This is a genomic window from Roseovarius aestuarii (assembly GCF_019966515.1).
GTDB classification, from domain to species: domain Bacteria; phylum Pseudomonadota; class Alphaproteobacteria; order Rhodobacterales; family Rhodobacteraceae; genus Roseovarius; species Roseovarius aestuarii.
The window spans coordinates 124,301-139,653 of record NZ_JAIMIB010000006.1; the positions used below are offsets into that span (position 1 = coordinate 124,301).

14 protein-coding genes, 1 tRNA gene and 1 pseudogene are annotated in these 15,353 nt (G+C 58.5%); 9 read left to right on the plus strand and 7 right to left on the minus strand.

Going from position 1 to position 15,353, the window contains the following annotated elements; translation table 11 throughout:
* Window positions 1–133 precede the first annotated feature (133 nt).
* Window positions 134–820: a response regulator transcription factor gene (locus tag LC334_RS09815; protein ID WP_085800306.1), complete on the plus strand. Its 687-nt coding sequence runs from the start codon at window positions 134–136 to the stop codon at window positions 818–820.
* Between the two features lie 480 nt (window positions 821–1,300).
* On the opposite strand, the gene LC334_RS09820 is transcribed toward LC334_RS09815, so the two are convergent.
* Window positions 1,301–1,684 (minus strand): diacylglycerol kinase, encoded by a 384-nt coding sequence (locus LC334_RS09820; protein ID WP_139836367.1) that lies wholly within the window; start codon window positions 1,682–1,684, stop codon window positions 1,301–1,303.
* Between the two features lie 191 nt (window positions 1,685–1,875).
* Here LC334_RS09820 and LC334_RS09825 point away from each other — a divergent pair, with 191 nt between their 5' ends.
* Window positions 1,876–2,796 carry a manganese-dependent inorganic pyrophosphatase gene (locus LC334_RS09825; RefSeq protein ID WP_085800303.1) on the plus strand — a complete coding sequence of 307 codons (921 nt, stop codon included), beginning with the start codon at window positions 1,876–1,878 and terminating at the stop codon, window positions 2,794–2,796.
* A gap of 110 nt (window positions 2,797–2,906) precedes the next feature.
* On the opposite strand, the gene LC334_RS09830 is transcribed toward LC334_RS09825, so the two are convergent.
* On the minus strand, window positions 2,907–3,494 hold the full coding sequence (locus LC334_RS09830) for a TetR/AcrR family transcriptional regulator (protein ID WP_085800302.1): 588 nt from the start codon (window positions 3,492–3,494) through the stop codon (window positions 2,907–2,909).
* 67 nt (window positions 3,495–3,561) lie between these two features.
* Here LC334_RS09830 and LC334_RS09835 point away from each other — a divergent pair, with 67 nt between their 5' ends.
* The 7 genes from LC334_RS09835 to LC334_RS09865 all read left to right on the plus strand — a co-directional run bounded on the left by LC334_RS09835 (window position 3,562) and on the right by LC334_RS09865 (window position 9,382).
* Window positions 3,562–3,906 (plus strand): hypothetical protein, encoded by a 345-nt coding sequence (locus LC334_RS09835; protein ID WP_085800301.1) that lies wholly within the window; start codon window positions 3,562–3,564, stop codon window positions 3,904–3,906.
* Between the two features lie 94 nt (window positions 3,907–4,000).
* Window positions 4,001–5,287, plus strand: coding sequence for a homoserine dehydrogenase (locus LC334_RS09840; RefSeq protein WP_085800300.1), 1,287 nt, complete (start codon window positions 4,001–4,003; stop codon window positions 5,285–5,287).
* 66 nt (window positions 5,288–5,353) lie between these two features.
* The gene (gene glpX / locus LC334_RS09845) at window positions 5,354–6,319 is read left to right on the plus strand and encodes a class II fructose-bisphosphatase (RefSeq protein ID WP_085800299.1); all 966 of its coding nucleotides are present in this window, start codon (window positions 5,354–5,356) and stop codon (window positions 6,317–6,319) included.
* Window positions 6,320–6,323: 4 nt separating this feature from the next.
* The gene (locus tag LC334_RS09850) at window positions 6,324–6,887 is read left to right on the plus strand and encodes a cysteine hydrolase family protein (RefSeq protein WP_085800298.1); all 564 of its coding nucleotides are present in this window, start codon (window positions 6,324–6,326) and stop codon (window positions 6,885–6,887) included.
* Window positions 6,884–8,626 carry a single-stranded-DNA-specific exonuclease RecJ gene (recJ, locus tag LC334_RS09855; protein ID WP_085800297.1) on the plus strand — a complete coding sequence of 581 codons (1,743 nt, stop codon included), beginning with the start codon at window positions 6,884–6,886 and terminating at the stop codon, window positions 8,624–8,626. Before LC334_RS09850 ends, recJ begins: the two co-directional genes overlap by 4 nt.
* A 115-nt stretch (window positions 8,627–8,741) precedes the next feature.
* A tRNA-Glu gene (locus LC334_RS09860) sits at window positions 8,742–8,816 on the plus strand.
* 299 nt (window positions 8,817–9,115) lie between these two features.
* The gene (locus LC334_RS09865; RefSeq protein ID WP_139836366.1) at window positions 9,116–9,382 is read left to right on the plus strand and encodes a hypothetical protein; all 267 of its coding nucleotides are present in this window, start codon (window positions 9,116–9,118) and stop codon (window positions 9,380–9,382) included.
* Between the two features lie 56 nt (window positions 9,383–9,438).
* On the opposite strand, the gene LC334_RS09870 is transcribed toward LC334_RS09865, so the two are convergent.
* The 5 genes and pseudogenes from LC334_RS09870 to LC334_RS09890 all read right to left on the minus strand — a co-directional run bounded on the left by LC334_RS09870 (window position 9,439) and on the right by LC334_RS09890 (window position 15,321).
* On the minus strand, window positions 9,439–10,101 hold the full coding sequence (locus tag LC334_RS09870) for a calcium-binding protein (RefSeq protein ID WP_085800295.1): 663 nt from the start codon (window positions 10,099–10,101) through the stop codon (window positions 9,439–9,441).
* 302 nt (window positions 10,102–10,403) lie between these two features.
* Window positions 10,404–11,606, minus strand: a pseudogene (locus LC334_RS09875) (IS3 family transposase).
* 131 nt (window positions 11,607–11,737) lie between these two features.
* A complete protein-coding gene (locus LC334_RS09880; protein WP_085800294.1) occupies window positions 11,738–12,193 on the minus strand; it encodes a YaiI/YqxD family protein in 456 nt (151 codons plus the stop codon).
* A 565-nt stretch (window positions 12,194–12,758) separates the two neighbouring features.
* Entirely contained in the window at window positions 12,759–13,667 is a 909-nt protein-coding gene (locus tag LC334_RS09885) for a DMT family transporter (RefSeq protein ID WP_085800293.1), read from the minus strand.
* Between the two features lie 76 nt (window positions 13,668–13,743).
* A complete protein-coding gene (locus tag LC334_RS09890; RefSeq protein ID WP_085800292.1) occupies window positions 13,744–15,321 on the minus strand; it encodes a hypothetical protein in 1,578 nt (525 codons plus the stop codon).
* Window positions 15,322–15,353 lie beyond the last annotated feature (32 nt).

A 15,353-nucleotide genomic window follows, 5' to 3' on the forward strand; every position in this document is an offset into this window, starting at 1 on the left:
AACTACAGCCTTTTGAAATGGAATGAAACAATCCCTCGCGTGGCAACACGTGGCCGTGATTGTTCTGTAGCAGACCTTGTTCAACGACCCGCACTACCGCATGTTCTAAAAAAATTGCACAAGGGATTTCCCAATGGGACAATTGAAGAAAATTTTGCTGGTGGATGACGACGACGATCTGCGCGAGGCACTCAGCGAGCAGCTGGTGATGACCGAGGATTTCGATGTGTTCGAGGCCACCAACGGCTCTGAAGCCATGGCCAAGGCAAAAGACGCGATTTACGACCTTGTAATTCTCGACGTGGGACTGCCCGACACCGATGGACGCGAACTGTGTCGTCTTTTGCGAAAGCAGGGTGTCAAATCCCCGATCATGATGCTGACCGGGCACGATGGCGATGCAGACACCATTTTGGGTCTCGACGCCGGCGCCAATGACTATGTCACTAAGCCATTCAAATTCCCTGTACTTCTGGCCCGCGTCCGTGCGCAGCTACGTCAGCATGAGCAATCCGAAGACGCGGTTTTCCAGCTTGGGCCCTACACGTTCAAACCGGCAATGAAGATGCTTGAAACCCAGGATGACAAGAAGGTCCGCCTGACCGAGAAAGAAACCAATATCCTCAAGTTTCTCTATCGCTCGACCGAAGGTGTCGTGCCACGCGATGTTCTGCTGCACGAGGTCTGGGGTTATAATGCCGGGGTCACCACGCACACACTGGAAACGCATATCTACCGGCTGCGCCAGAAGATCGAACCCGATCCCTCGAATGCACGCCTGCTGGTGACTGAATCCGGTGGCTACAGGTTGTTGGCGTAAATTCACCCGCCTTGACCAAGATCAATGTCTGCTCCGCTGTCCCTCCTCTAGGATCAGACCGACACCCGTCGCATATGCGGGTCTTCATATGCACCTCCCTGTTGGACTGACCCCGGCACCGTCCGGGGTCTTTTTTTTTGGTATTCAGGTCGTAAACCTTCAAAGAACTGAAAAGGTGACAGGGCAGGCGTCTTGTGCTCTGATGCAGTCAAGATCTTGACGAGGCACGCCAATGCAGAAGAAAACGCCTGACGGCAAACAGACACCACCGATCAAACGGCGGTGTCACCGCTGTCACGGTTCCGGCCGCGCGCCTTGTGAAATCTGCGGCGGAAAGGGCGAGGTGCCGCAGGGCAAGGATGCCTATGGCAATCAGAAAACCGGGCGCTGTTCTGGTTGCTTTGGCAGTCGGACCAGACGATGTGCGACCTGCAATGGCGAAGGTTTTTTCCTGTAGCGCCGCAGTACATCTTCCGAAGATCAGAAAACCTGACCTGTCAGTTTCGCATAAAGCGCGCAAAGCCACAGTATGGCTGGAATGCACATCGTCAGCAGCACCGCCAATGACCCAAGATCCTTGGCCATCCGCGACAAGTCATGACGTTCAGGCCCGATACGATCCACAACCGCCTCGATCGCGCTATTCAGGACCTCGACGATCAGGACCAGCAATACCGAGGCTATCAGCACACCGGCCGCAATCGGCCGTTCGGTCAGCCAGAATGCAGCCGGTATTGAGACCAGCAAGACAATAACTTCCTGCCGAAAGGCTTCTTCTCCGCGCCAGATATCGCCGAACCCGGTCACCGAATTCCGGTACGCGGCGCGCAAACGCGCAACCCCCTTTAGTGGCTGGTTTCCCAAAAATTCGCCTCCCGTCGCCTGACATCCTGCCCGATGGCGGCACTCTAGGCGCAGGGCCATATCCTGTCGATATGAAACCTGTGCGGCGCCTTGCACCCGGCACAGTGCCGCATTGCAGCACGAACGGGTGACAAGCCGATTGAAGCCGCCTATAAGGCGCAAAAATTCAGGAATTGCACAGGAATCTCTCCATGACCACGCTCGTATTCGGCCATAAATCCCCCGACACGGATTCGACCGGTTCGCCCATCCTCTGGGCCTGGTATCTCAATGAGGTCAAAGGCGGCGATGCCGAGGCCGTTCTTCTGGGTGAGCCCAATACCGAAGCGGCGTTCATGCTTGAGCGCTGGGACCTGCCCAAGCCCCGCATCATCGCCGATGTCGACGCGGATCAGCCCTGCGTGATCGTCGACACCAACAACCCGGCCGAGTTGCCAGCAACCATCAACAGCGCCGATGTGCAGTCCATCATCGACCACCACAAGCTGGTGGGCGGTCTGGAGACCAAAGGCCCGATTGACATTACCATCCGTCCGTTGGCTTGTACCGCGACGATCATGGTCGATCTGATGGGCGATGACGCTGACAAGATGCCCGACTGGGCCAAGGGCGCGGCGCTGACCTGCATCCTCTCGGACACGCTGGAATTCCGCAGTCCTACCACGACCGACCATGACCGTGCCGTGGCCGAGAAACTGGCTGCCGATCTGGGCATCAACATTTCCGATTACGCAGCCGAGATGTTTGCCGCGAAATCCGATGTCTCGGCCTTTTCAGACGCCGAGTTGCTGCGCATGGACAGTAAGGAATACGGCGTGGGCGACACCAACTTCCGCGTCAGCGTGTTGGAAACCACGGCACCTGGCACGGTACTGGACCGCAAGGCCAGCCTGATGCAAAGCATGACCGCTGTGGCCGCCGAAGATGGCGTCGATCAGGTGCTTCTCTTCGTTGTCGACATTCTGAACGAGGAAGCGACATTGCTGGTGCCCAACGATCTGGTGAAATCCGTCGCCGAAAAATCTTTCGGCACCAACGTGTCGGGCGACACAGTGGTTTTGCCCGGCATCATGAGCCGCAAAAAGCAGATCATTCCCAATCTGGCGGTCTGATCGGCTTTTTCCTCCGGCGTAATGTCGCTGTCACCAGAGGTCGCATCGCTTATCTGCGGTGTGACCCCGTGACAGAGGGCCAAGCTGATCAACGGTCACACAGTTTGGTGTCAGGCGGCGACCGTCTTACGCACCATGCCCCAGTAAATCTCTTCGACCTGCGCCAGGCTCAGCCGCCCCTCGTCGCGATACCAGGTGTTGACGCCGGTCAGCATGGCGATGACCGCCATCGCGGCGACTTTCGGCTCGGGCACGCTGAACTCGCCTTTATTGACGCCCGCGCGCAGGATATCGGCCAGCACATCTTCGTAGGTGCGGCGCAAGGCTTCGATCACGATAAAATTCTCGGGGTTCAGATTGCGCAATTCCATATATGAGATGAACACCGCTTCGGGGCGTTTGGAATGAAACCTGATGTGGAAGCGTGTGAATTGTTCCAATGCCGCCATCGGGTCCCGAGCGCTGGACTGGTGTTCCCAGGCCGCGATCAACTCGTCCATATGCCCTTTCATCAGGTCCATCAGCAGCGATTGCTTGTCGGGCGTGTAATTATAAAGCGCGCCCGCCTGCACGCCGACCTCGCCTGCAATCTGGCGCATCGACACCGCTGCATAACCGTGGCGCGCAAAAAGCCTCAGCGCTGCCTCGCGGACCTTTGGGCCGGTAATATCGGAATGAGAGCCTTGGGTTCGTGCCATGCGCCAGATTTAACTGAACATTCGTTCAAATCAATCCCCTGCTTGCCCCGGTAGACCAAAAAATGCCATGAAGCGGATCAGATGCCCGCTCAATGGACCTGTCACGCATATGCGCCAGACTTATATTCTGCCCCTCGCCGTTCTTGTGGCCCTCGGCGCCTGCAATGAATTCCCCGAGCTGGACGAATCTGTAGACAGTGCCGCGCGGGATGCTGTCTATCCTGATCTGGTACCGATCGAAACGATCACGGCCGGTGTCGCCGAAACACAGATCAAGCCCGAGACCGAAGAAGACCTGGAAGAGCGCGTTGACCGGCTGAAGGCGCGGGCCAAGCGGCTGAAGCGGGGCTCGGTTGTCGACAAGGCCACACAGAGGCGGATGGAAAGCGGGATCGAGCCTGTTTCGGAATAGCTGGCGCAGGGGCCAAAACCCGCGTTGCAAGCAACGTGTGAACCCGTTACATCGCAGCCCCAGACACAATCGCGAAATCTGATCGGAGAGTCCCATGACAACACCCCTGCGCCTTGGCATCGCCGGTCTGGGCACCGTCGGCACCGGTGTCGTCAAGATCGTCCGGCAAAAGGCCAACCTGCTGACGGCCCGTTCGGGGCGTCCGGTGTTGATCACGGCGGTCTCGGCGCGCACGCGCGAGAAGGATCGCGGGGTGAATATCTCGGATTACGCGTGGGAGGACGATCCCGTCGCCCTTGCCAAGCGTGACGATGTGGATGTGCTCGTGGAGCTGATGGGCGGCAGTGATGGACCGGCCAAAGCAGCGACCGAAGCAGCGATTGCTCACGGCAAGGATGTTGTTACCGCCAACAAGGCAATGCTGGCACATCACGGCCAGGCGCTGGCCGAAGCCGCCGAGACGGCTGGCTGTGTGATCCGGTTTGAGGCCGCCGTTGCCGGTGGCATCCCGGTGGTCAAGGCCCTGACTGAAGGGCTCGCGGGCAATGACATCACCCGCGTGATGGGCGTGATGAATGGCACCTGCAACTATATCCTGACCCGCATGCAATCGGCGGGCTTGCCCTATGCGGAGGTCTTTGAAGAGGCCAACCAGCTGGGCTATCTCGAGGCTGATCCGACGCTCGATGTGGGCGGGATCGACGCCGGGCACAAGCTTTCGCTTCTGGCCTCGGTTGCGTTTGGTACCCAGGTCAATTTCGACGGGGTTGAGCTGGAAGGGATCGAGCGGATCACCATCGACGATATCAATCAGGCTGCCGATATGGGGTACCGCATCAAGTTGCTGGGGGTTTGCCAGATGACCGGTCGGGGGCTTGAACAGCGCATGTCGCCCTGCCTTGTGCCCGCAACCAGCCCGCTGGGTCAGCTAGAGGGTGGCACCAATATGTGCGTGCTGGAAGGGGACAGTGTCGAACAGATCGTGTTGCGTGGCCCCGGCGCCGGTGAAGGCCCGACCGCCAGCGCGGTGATGGGCGACGTGATGGATATTGCCCGTGGCTTCCGGATTTCGACTTTTGGTCAGCCCGCCGCCGGTCTTAGCCCCGCCAAACCCGCTAAGGCTGTTACTCCCGCGCCCTACTATCTGCGTCTCGCGCTTGAGGATAAACCCGGTGCGCTTGCCAAAGTGGCCAAGGTGCTGGGCGAAGCCGCTGTTTCGATCGACCGGATGCGCCAGTATCAGCATAGCGACACCACCGCACCAGTGCTGATCGTCACCCACAAGACCACCCGTGCGTCGCTTGATGAGGCGCTGGCTGCGATGTCCAGGCTGGATGTGCTGGCGGGCAAGCCCGTCGCGCTCAGGATTGAAACGGTCTGAGGCGGTGCTTGCGCCCTGCGGGCACGCCGGATAATGCTGGCCCGACCACGAAAATAAGGAAAACCGATGTCCGCCACTGTTGATTTCAACGACCGCATGCTCTCATTGGGGCTTGCCCGTGTGTCCGAGGCCGCGGCCCTTGCCTGTGCCGACATGATCGGGCGCGGCGACGAAAAGGCCGCCGATCAGGCCGCCGTCAATGCCATGCGCGAACAGCTGAACATGCTCAACATTCAGGGTGTCGTGGTGATCGGCGAAGGCGAGCGCGACGAAGCCCCGATGCTTTATATCGGTGAAGAGGTCGGCAGCGGTGATGGCCCAGGCGTGGATATCGCGCTTGATCCGCTGGAAGGTACGACGCTGACCGCCAAGGCGATGCCCAACGCCCTGACCGTGATTGCGATGGCCCCGCGTGGCACGTTGCTGCACGCGCCGGACACCTATATGGAAAAGCTGGCGATCGGGCCGGGCTACGCCAAGGATGTTGTCTCGCTTGATATGAGTCCGCGCGAACGGGTCGAGGCGCTGGCCAAGGCGCGCGGCTGCAAGACCAGCGACATCACAGTGTGCATTCTGGAACGCCCGCGCCATCAGGACATGATCGCCGAAGTGCGCGACACCGGTGCTGCGGTCTATCTGATCACCGATGGCGATGTGGCCGGCGTCATTCACTGCGCCGAGGCTGATCGTACCGGCATTGACATGTATATGGGATCAGGCGGGGCACCCGAAGGTGTACTGGCGGCCAGTGCCCTGAAATGCATGGGTGGGCAGATCTGGGGCAGGCTTCTGTTTCGGAATGACGATGAACGTGGCCGCGCCAGCAAGGCGGGCATTACCGATTTCGACCGCATCTACAACCGCGACGAGATGGTGACCAGCGACGTGATCTTTGCGGCCACCGGCGTGACCGATGGCTCGATCGTCGCAGGCGTGAAACGCCGTCCCGGCTATGTCGAGACCGAAACCGTGCTGATGCGGTCGAAAACCGGGTCTTTCCGGCGGATGATCTACCGCAACCCGGTAGAGTGACCTCGTGGCCCGGGCGCTTGTTCTGATCGACATCCAGACCGGTTTCGAAAGCCCGGTCTGGGGTCAGCGCAACAATCCCGGTGCCGAAGAAAATGCCGCGCGCCTGTTGTCGGCGTGGCGCGAACAGAGCTGGCCCGTCGTCCATATCCGCCATGTCAGCATCGAACCCGGAAGCCCGCTTGGCCCGGATACCGGCGGCACAGCATTCAATCCGCTGGTGGCGCCGGTCGAGGGCGAAGTAATCCTTGAGAAATCGGTCAATTCCGCCTTCATCGGCACCGGGCTGGAGACGCATCTGCAAGGTCTTGGTGTCACCGCGCTGGTGATCTGCGGGTTGACCACGCCGCATTGTGTTTCAACCACCACCCGCATGGGCGCCAATCTGGGTTTTGACGTCACCATTGCCCATGATGCCTGCGCTGCGTTCAGCGCCAATGCCAATACCGGCTGGGCCCCGTCGCTGCCCGAGATGGACCCCGAAACCATTCACGTCACTGCCATCTCCCATTTGCACGGCGAATTTGCCGACGCGATGAGCACGGACAGTATCCTGTCCACAAGGTCATGAACTTTCTTGGCATCGAAAGCTCGCTAACCGGGCGGGCCTGGGTCGGTCCCTCGGCAGAGGTCGAGCGCCAGTCTGAAGCGATGGTGCAACAAACCACCCTGCCGCGCCCCCTGTGCCAGACATTGGCCCGGCTTGGCGTTGCGCCCGAGGAGGCCGAGACCTATCTGGCACCGCAATTGCGGGATCTGCTACCCGATCCGCGCGGGCTGAAGGATATGGAACGCGCCGCCACACGGTTTTTGCTGGCCGCAGAACAGCGTGAACGGATCGCGATCTTTGCGGATTATGATGTCGATGGCGGCAGCTCCGCCGCGCTGCTGGTGGATTGGCTGCGGCAGACGGGCGTGGCCGCAACCCTATATGTGCCCGACCGGATCGACGAAGGCTACGGCCCTAATGAACCCGCGATGGCCGAATTGGCTCGCGCCCACGACCTGATCATCTGCGTCGATTGCGGCACGCTGAGTCATGGCCCGGTAGCAGCTGCCAAAGGCGCCGATATCATCATCCTTGATCACCATCTGGGCGCCGAGACCCTGCCGGATGCGCTGGCCGTGGTGAACCCTAACCGGCAGGATGAAAGCGGCGATCTGGCGCATCTCTGTGCCGCTGCAGTGGTGTTCCTGATGCTGGTCGAAGCCGGGCGGCAATTGCGTGAGGCAGGCAAATCAGGACCTGACCTGCTGGCGATGCTCGATCTGGTGGCGCTGGCCACCGTGGCGGATGTGGCCCCGCTCAGGAGTGTGAACCGCGCCTTTGTGCGGCAGGGGCTGAAGGTCATGGCGCGGCGCGACCGTCCGGGGCTTGTGGCGCTGTCGGATGTGGCAAAGCTGGACAGCGCACCGACCGCCTATCATCTGGGCTTTGTGCTGGGTCCGCGCGTCAATGCGGGCGGGCGGATCGGCAAGGCGGATCTGGGCGCGCGCTTGCTGGCGTCGAACGACCCCAATGAGGCCCGCAGCCTGGCCGAGCGGCTGGATCAGCTCAACGCCGAGCGCCGCGAGGTCGAGGCCTCGGTACGCGCCGCCGCCATGGAGCAGGCCGAGGGGCGTGGGCTGGATGCGCCGCTGGTCTGGGCCGCTGGCGAGGGCTGGCACCCGGGTGTCGTGGGCATTGTCGCCAGCCGTCTGAAAGAGGCCACCAACCGCCCCGCCGTGGTGATCGGGCTTGATGGCGACGAGGGTAAAGGTTCGGGCCGGTCGATCACAGGTGTCGACCTGGGCGCATCGATCCAGCGGCTGGCCGCCGAGGGGTTGCTGAACAAGGGCGGTGGCCACCGGATGGCCGCGGGGCTGAGCGTTGCACGCGACCAGCTGGAAGCCGCTATGGAGCGGCTGTCGGAATTATTGGAACGTCAGGGCGCCGCCGAGGCCGGGCCGTCGGACCTGCGCCTCGACGGTGTGCTGATGCCTGGGGCGGCAACGGTCGAACTGGTTGACCAGATCGATGCCGCAGGCCCTTTCGGCGCTGGCGCACCAGGGCCGCGATACGTCTTTCCCGACATGGCGATTGGTTTTGCCAAACGGGTCGGTGACAGCCACCTGAAACTGCGCTTTGGCGATGGTCTGGGCGCGCAGATGGATGCAATCGCCTTCGGGGCGTTCGACACCGCTCTGGGCTCTGCGCTGGAAGCACATGGCGGCGCGCGTTTTCATCTGGCCGGACGGCTGGACATCAACAGCTGGGGCGGCCGCCAGTCAGTACAGCTCCGCCTCGAAGACGCAGCCCCCGCAGGCTGACGTTACTCACCCGTGATCCTGAGCCCGGCCCGTCAGCGGCGCACCACACTTTTTTGCAAAATGCCCCTTGCGTCAGCCCCCCGTTTTGCCTAGAGAACGCCTCACGCCAAGGTATGGCCCGTTCGTCTATCGGTTAGGACGCCAGGTTTTCAACCTGGAAAGAGGGGTTCGATTCCCCTACGGGCTGCCACTTACCAGCTGCAATCGATTGTAAGAAAACAACTTTTCAGTTATTCGGAATAATTCTTATCATCATTTCCATCTTCAGACCTGCGATAGATCAGCAATGATCAAGAGATTTTATTTTGCTCCAAATCATCTCGCCTGCGGAGTGCGCGTACCGATGACTGATAAGATATGAGAAAATCGCAGGTCGCTCCTAACCTTTCTCACCCCGAAGCTGATCTTTGACAGGCATTAACATCTATTGGAAGTTGCTAAATATCAAAACTGCTGCCGCTACTCGCTTAATAGTCGGGCGAGCAAAAATTGAACTATTACGATCTTTCTGACGACCAATTTGAACAAGTCCTCATGGCGCTGGGACAAAGACTTTTTGGCGTCGGTTTGGTCGGCTTCGCAAAAGGTAAAGATGGCGGCAAAGATTCTAAATTCCACGGCACCGCCGAACGTTATCCATCATCGGCCTCACCTTGGACAGGTAGCACAATCATCCAAGCCAAACATACCAACGGAATAAATGCATCATTCAGCGATAAGGATTTTTTCAACCCTGTAAAAAAACTGGAAGCTTGATGGAGGAATTGCCCAGAATAAAGAAATTGGTTCTAGCCAGCGAACTGGACAATTACCTACTGGTCTCGAACAGAAAACTTACTGGAATATGTGCCGTCGGTGATCGTCCCGGCCTCTTCCCCCGAATAGGTGACGGTGACCGGACCGGATAGGTTGGTCAGGTCGATCGTGTCGTTGCCGAAATTATCCTCGACGATGAACGTGTCGGCATCATCCTCGCCCAGCAGGCGGTCGTCGCCCTGACCGCCGGTGATGGTGTCGTCGCCGCCCCCGGTCTCGATCTCGGTTCCGTCTGTGGTGGCGGACGCGTCGATGCTGTCGCCGTAGCCTGTCCCGTCGCCGCCGGACATCGTATCATTGCCGGCATCGCCATAGATGGAATCGTCACCTGCACCCCCGTCGATGCTGTCCTCACCCTCGCCACCTTCGATACTGTCATTCCCTCCACCACCGCGAAGCGTATCGTCATTGGTGGTGCCGGTGATGGTATTGGGGCCGTCCTGATCATAGGTTTCATCTCGGACAACGGCGGTCTGCTGACTGGTGTCGTCGCCGGTCTCGTTATTGTTGGCATCGCCTTGGAAATCACTTTCATCATCGGTGATTTCGAAATCATAACCGTCGTCCTGGCCATCCCAGTCCGGCTCCAGTTGCATCGTACTGCCGGTCGGCTGGGAAAATGCATCCGGCGCAAAGCCAGTGAAGTTATACGTCGCCATTAATCACTGCTCCGACATGCTATCTCGCAATCGGCGTACCGGTCGATACGATGATCAACACGAATGTTTCGACCGGAAGCTTGCTGAGACCAGGACCGGTTGCCGCATCTTTTCCAAAGCCATTATTAGGCACGGTGGACTAGAAAATTTGTTAATTTGCGGGTGGCGCGCGGCACCAAAAAACTTCAAATTTTTTTGAAAACTTTTCTAACTTTTTGAGCATTCCAGGTCAAACCATGCCGATTAACTGGTACCGAGCCGGTAAAGTTGAGCAGCTTCATCTGACTGGTCCAAATTGATTGTTAGTGTATGATCGGTCTGGGTTCCATTGGTATGATGGTTTCCGGTGTCGGAGGGCGGTAGTCCAATACCCAATGTGGCCGTTTTGGTGCTATGGTGTTTCCTCCGTTCTTCGATGTTGATCTGCGTTCCTCTGATCAAATAACAGATTTCCCCGGTCAACAGCTCATCCCTCATTCGACCGTTGAAGCTTTCGCAATATCCATTCTCCTAGGGTGATCCCGGCTCAATTTAGGCCATCCTGGCGCCGACAGCCGCAATCCAGTCGCGAACCGCCAGGGCAACGAACTCAGGGCCGTTATCTGAACGGATGTAGGACGGTGCACCTCGCAGGATGAACAAATCGGTCAGAGCGTCGACGACATCCGCCGAGTTCAGCTTCCGTTTCACCCTGATGGTCAGGCACTCCCGACTGAACTCGTCACTCGACCATTGTTCTCGGACCGGTGGCGGACAAGGTCTCGTTGTTCAGTGTACGAAAGGTCTTTCCGTCATCGGTGCGGCAACGCACGAAGTCATAGGACCACACATGATTACGATGCTCTGGTCGAAGTCGAACACAGGAGCCATCGTTCAGCCAGAGCCGTCCTTTCTTCGGCTGCTTGTGCGGAACCTTCAGACCCTCTCGCTTCCAGAGCCGTTCGATGCGGCCATCGCTGACAGACCATCCAGCCTCCCTCAGCAACACCGCAGCCCGGCGATAACCGTACCGACCATATTGCCTGGCCAGCTCGACTATATCCGCCACCAGTTGTTCTTCATCCGGTCTGCCCCGAGGAATACGCCTTTGCGTGGATCGGTGTTGTCCCAGCACGCGGCAAGCCCGACGTTCCGAGATTTTGAACTGACTGCGAACATGATCGATGCAAGTACGGCGACGAGCGGGGCTCAGAAGTTTCCCCGTGCGGCTTCCTTTAAGATCAACTTGTCGAGCGTCAGGTCTGACACTGCACGCCTCAGCCGCTCATTTTCTTTTTGGAGTCGCTTTAGTTCCTTCAATTGGTCTACGCTTATTCCGCCCGTCGCCATTGTCGCTCGGACCAATGGCGCAACAAGGCTCCGTGCTTGCGCCAGCGATAATAGGTTTGTTCGACAACCCCGATCTGTCTGATTGCATCCAGACGGGGCATGCCTTGCTCCATCAGAACTTCAACCTGCCGTAACTTCGAGACAATCTCTTCCGGCTTTAATCGCGTGTTTGCCATTCTGTCCTCCGTTCCCTAAACATAACGGTGGACCCCTTCAAATGCGGAGGCTCAGCGGCGTGATGTCATATCCGGTAGCGACGGGGATAATTTCTGGCTGCAACGAGTCAAAGAAGCGCGACGTTCCACACTTAGAAAAGCCGTGTGAGACGGTTCAGCTCTCGATCAAGCGCGTTTAGGAATTGAGAACGATCCTTCGCCGAGAAGGGTGGCGGACCGCCGGTCTGCTCCAACCCACCACGCAAATCTGCCATAATGGCCCGCGTCGCAATCGCACCACCGATATTCGAGCTGTTAAACGGCTTACCCGTCGGCGCGAGTACTGTCGCGCCAGCCTCTATGCACCGACCTGCGAGTAATATGTCTGCAGTAACAACTATATGCTTCGGGGTGGCGGCCTCGGCGATCCAGTCATCCGCCGCATCAAACCCGTCGGAGACCATCTGCATCGAGATCAGCGGATGGTCAGGCGTGCGCAGATAGCTGTTTGCCACGAGCACAACCGGCGTTTTATGCCGATATGCGGTTTTGAAAATCTCGTCTTTGACCGGACACGCATCCGCATCGACGAGGATTGATATGCTCATATCTCGGGCTTTGCGGCGAATATGAAGTCCGGAAACTCCAAGATGTCCTTGGATGCTTCTAATACCATCCAATTCGCACGCTGCTCTGGAGCCCGGTCGAAAGCTGTAGCCGCATCGGCAAAATGAACCAAAAACATGATCGACAAGATGCATCCAGATCGCATGACAGCCCCAATTCTCGTACGTGACCAATACCGTAGCTCACAATTATTCATTCACCAAATTTCACGCTCCTTGGGTCATTTGGATTGCAGTTGCAGAACTGCGACAGTGCCAGATGGACCAACATCTCTGAAACCCACGAAGGCGCCCCTCATTGCAAACGTAGTCGAGTGGAGCTCCTTTCAAGCCTTAGTCGCAACTTGGCTTTGGGTCTGCTTCTACCTACTTACCGGATAACAGGAAGATGAATTGCTGGATTTAAACCATCGGTGCCGTTTCCCAGAAACATGTTCGGAGCTTCCCTGTTATCAGGGAAATTTGGTGGAGACCGGCTAACTTGGGACTGCCAGTTTCGACGGAATTTGTTGTGTATCTGAAATCCTGGCGGATTGTGCGTGTCTTGTCAGACAGGCGGCACCGGGCGGCGTTGCAGGGCGCGTTCGCGGACAAAGACATAAAGCCCCGACCCGACGATCAGGGCGATGCCCACGAATGTGAGCCCATCGGGCAGGTCGCCGAAAATGTAATACCCTAAGAAGGTGGCACCGACGATCTCGATATATTGCAGGGGCGCCAGCACCGACGCAGGCGCCAGAGACAGGGCGAAACTGATGCAGACATGGCTAAGCGTAGCGACAACCCCAAGAGCGGCCAGCAGCTTCAGCTCGCGCGCTTCCGGCCAGACCGGATCAAGCGGTGCCACGCCGCTGTCGTTGAATGCCCATAGGACCGGTACCGCGATCAGCAGCGCCGCCAAGCCGGTATATACCTGCAAAGAGATCGGGTGCATGCGGGTGGCCATGCGCCGTGTAAGGATCATGTAGAAGGCGAAACAAAGCGCGGTGACCAGCGGCAGAAACGCCACCGCACCAAGCTCTTGAAAGCTGGGCTGAATAATCAGCAATGCCCCACCAAATCCGACGGCGCAGGCGATGTAACGGCGCGGGCCGACCTGCTCTCCCAATAGCCACCCACCCAGCAGCGTCAGGATGAAAGGTTCGACAAAAAAGATCGCAATCGCATCGGCAATGGGCATGTATCGAACGGCGGTAAAGAAAAACGCAGTCGCCACCATCAAGAGCAGTGAGCGCGCCAGATGCAGGCCGATCTCGGAGCCGCCGGGCCGGTGCAGCCAGCCCATCAGTATCGCCAGCGGCAGCAAAAGCGCGCTTTGAACCGCAAACCGTGTGGCGGCGATTTGCCCCACGGCAACCGCATCGCCAATCAGCTTGGCAAAGCTGTCCATCAGCGGGGCGATCAGCGAAAATCCCACCATCAGAAGAATGCCGAATAAGGTGCGATCCTTGCTCATGGCGCGACGCTAGGGCCAGCACTGGAACTTGGCAATCCATCTTGGGTTTAAAATAGTCAGAAACTGTCAGCAGGCGTCAGCGTGCCGTGTTGCCCCGGGATTCTGATGCCAGTTTTTCAAACGGGTCCGGCCGCCCGGCAAGCGCGCGCGGCGCACCTTCGGCGGGTTTCAGACGGGCCAGAAGAAGCTGTAGTTTGCCGCCGATTGAGCGGCTTTCGTCGGTGTCACCAGAGTCGAACAGAACCGGGGCCTGGAACGCTTCTTTGCTGCGCCTGACCGGGGCCCGGGGTGCAGACGCCGCCGGGGTTGCTTCTTCGGCGCGGTTCAGTCCGGGCAGAGGCAATCCTAACCCTTTGTGCCCCGTCTCATCGTCTTTGTTGCCTTCGATTGCAGATTCTGGTGCGGCAGAGCGTTTGCGATTAACGAATGGCAGCTTGAATCGTCCGCGCGTAAGCGATGCTTCGGTGCCGACCGGCTCCTTGCTGTCTTCGACCAGATCTTTCTTATGGATGGATGGCGATAGGCCCGTGCCGTTTTCGCGTACGTCCCCCTCTGCCGCCATCGCACCGATTTCGGCACCGGCACCTGCGTCTTTCTGAAACTGGGCAAGTATCGCCGCATCCGATTTTGACCCGGGCAATGTCACACCCAGCCGGTTTAGCCCGCCGCTGATCGCTTTGTGGGTTTTGCGGATGATGAAAACATAGGCTGCTATGAAAAGGGCGATAGAAAGATAGGCGAAATTTCCGCTGTAGAGAGCCACGGCAATCAGCGCGACGACTGCCAATGTCTTGAACGGAAGGCGCCGTTTCGGCGCTGCTGCCCCGTCCCGCGTCGCTGCCCCGTCCCGCGCCGCCCCGGTGTCGGCTGCCGGATCCGTGCCATGCCCCCCTACCGGAACAGTCTGCACAAACTGGGCGCCAGCATCACTGGTTGCGGGTACTTCTTCATAGCCTTCATCGGACCGAGCGGCCTTTTTCCGGCGTCGGCGGGCAAATTTGACAAGGCCGATCAATGCGGCAACCAGACCAACGCCGCGGATGATATCCCGCAGTTCATTGGCGCTCATCGTCGGGGTCAACCCCGCCTCGCGCCCATCCAAAAACGGCTCGATATAGATGAAATTCTCGGATTTTGTCAGGTTCTGTTCTTCAAAAGCATCCCGGACCATTGAGGACAGGTCCGGCGAGCCTTCGTCCTGGCCATTCAGGGCGATCACACTGACGGCGCCGGTCTCCGCAAAGGCAATTGCGGAATTCTCAAAGTAGTATTCATTGACGAATTTGTCTTTCTCATCCTCGGTCAGCACCAGCGCGCCGCGCGCCATTTTCGAGTCTGCCGGGTCAGCCGCATCAAACAGCACAAACATGTAGCGTGTCTTGTCGGCACCCTTGCGCCGTTTCGTCAGCTCGTAATTGTAGTCCGGATTGATGATGCCCCGGACCGAAATCTCGTCAGCTGGGCCCGTATTCATGGTGCGGGAAAAATCTGCCAGATCGACGGTCTCGGGCGGGTTACCTGCCAGCGCCCGGGTCATTTCCTGATTTTGTGCCAACGTGTCGCGATGGGCTAATTCACCCAGATAGAAAATCCCGCCAGCGGCAGCCAGAAACACCCAAAAGGGCAGTCGAAAAACAGCAAATACCAGACGCATGGAGCAGTTGTCCCGATTCATTTCAAAGTTGA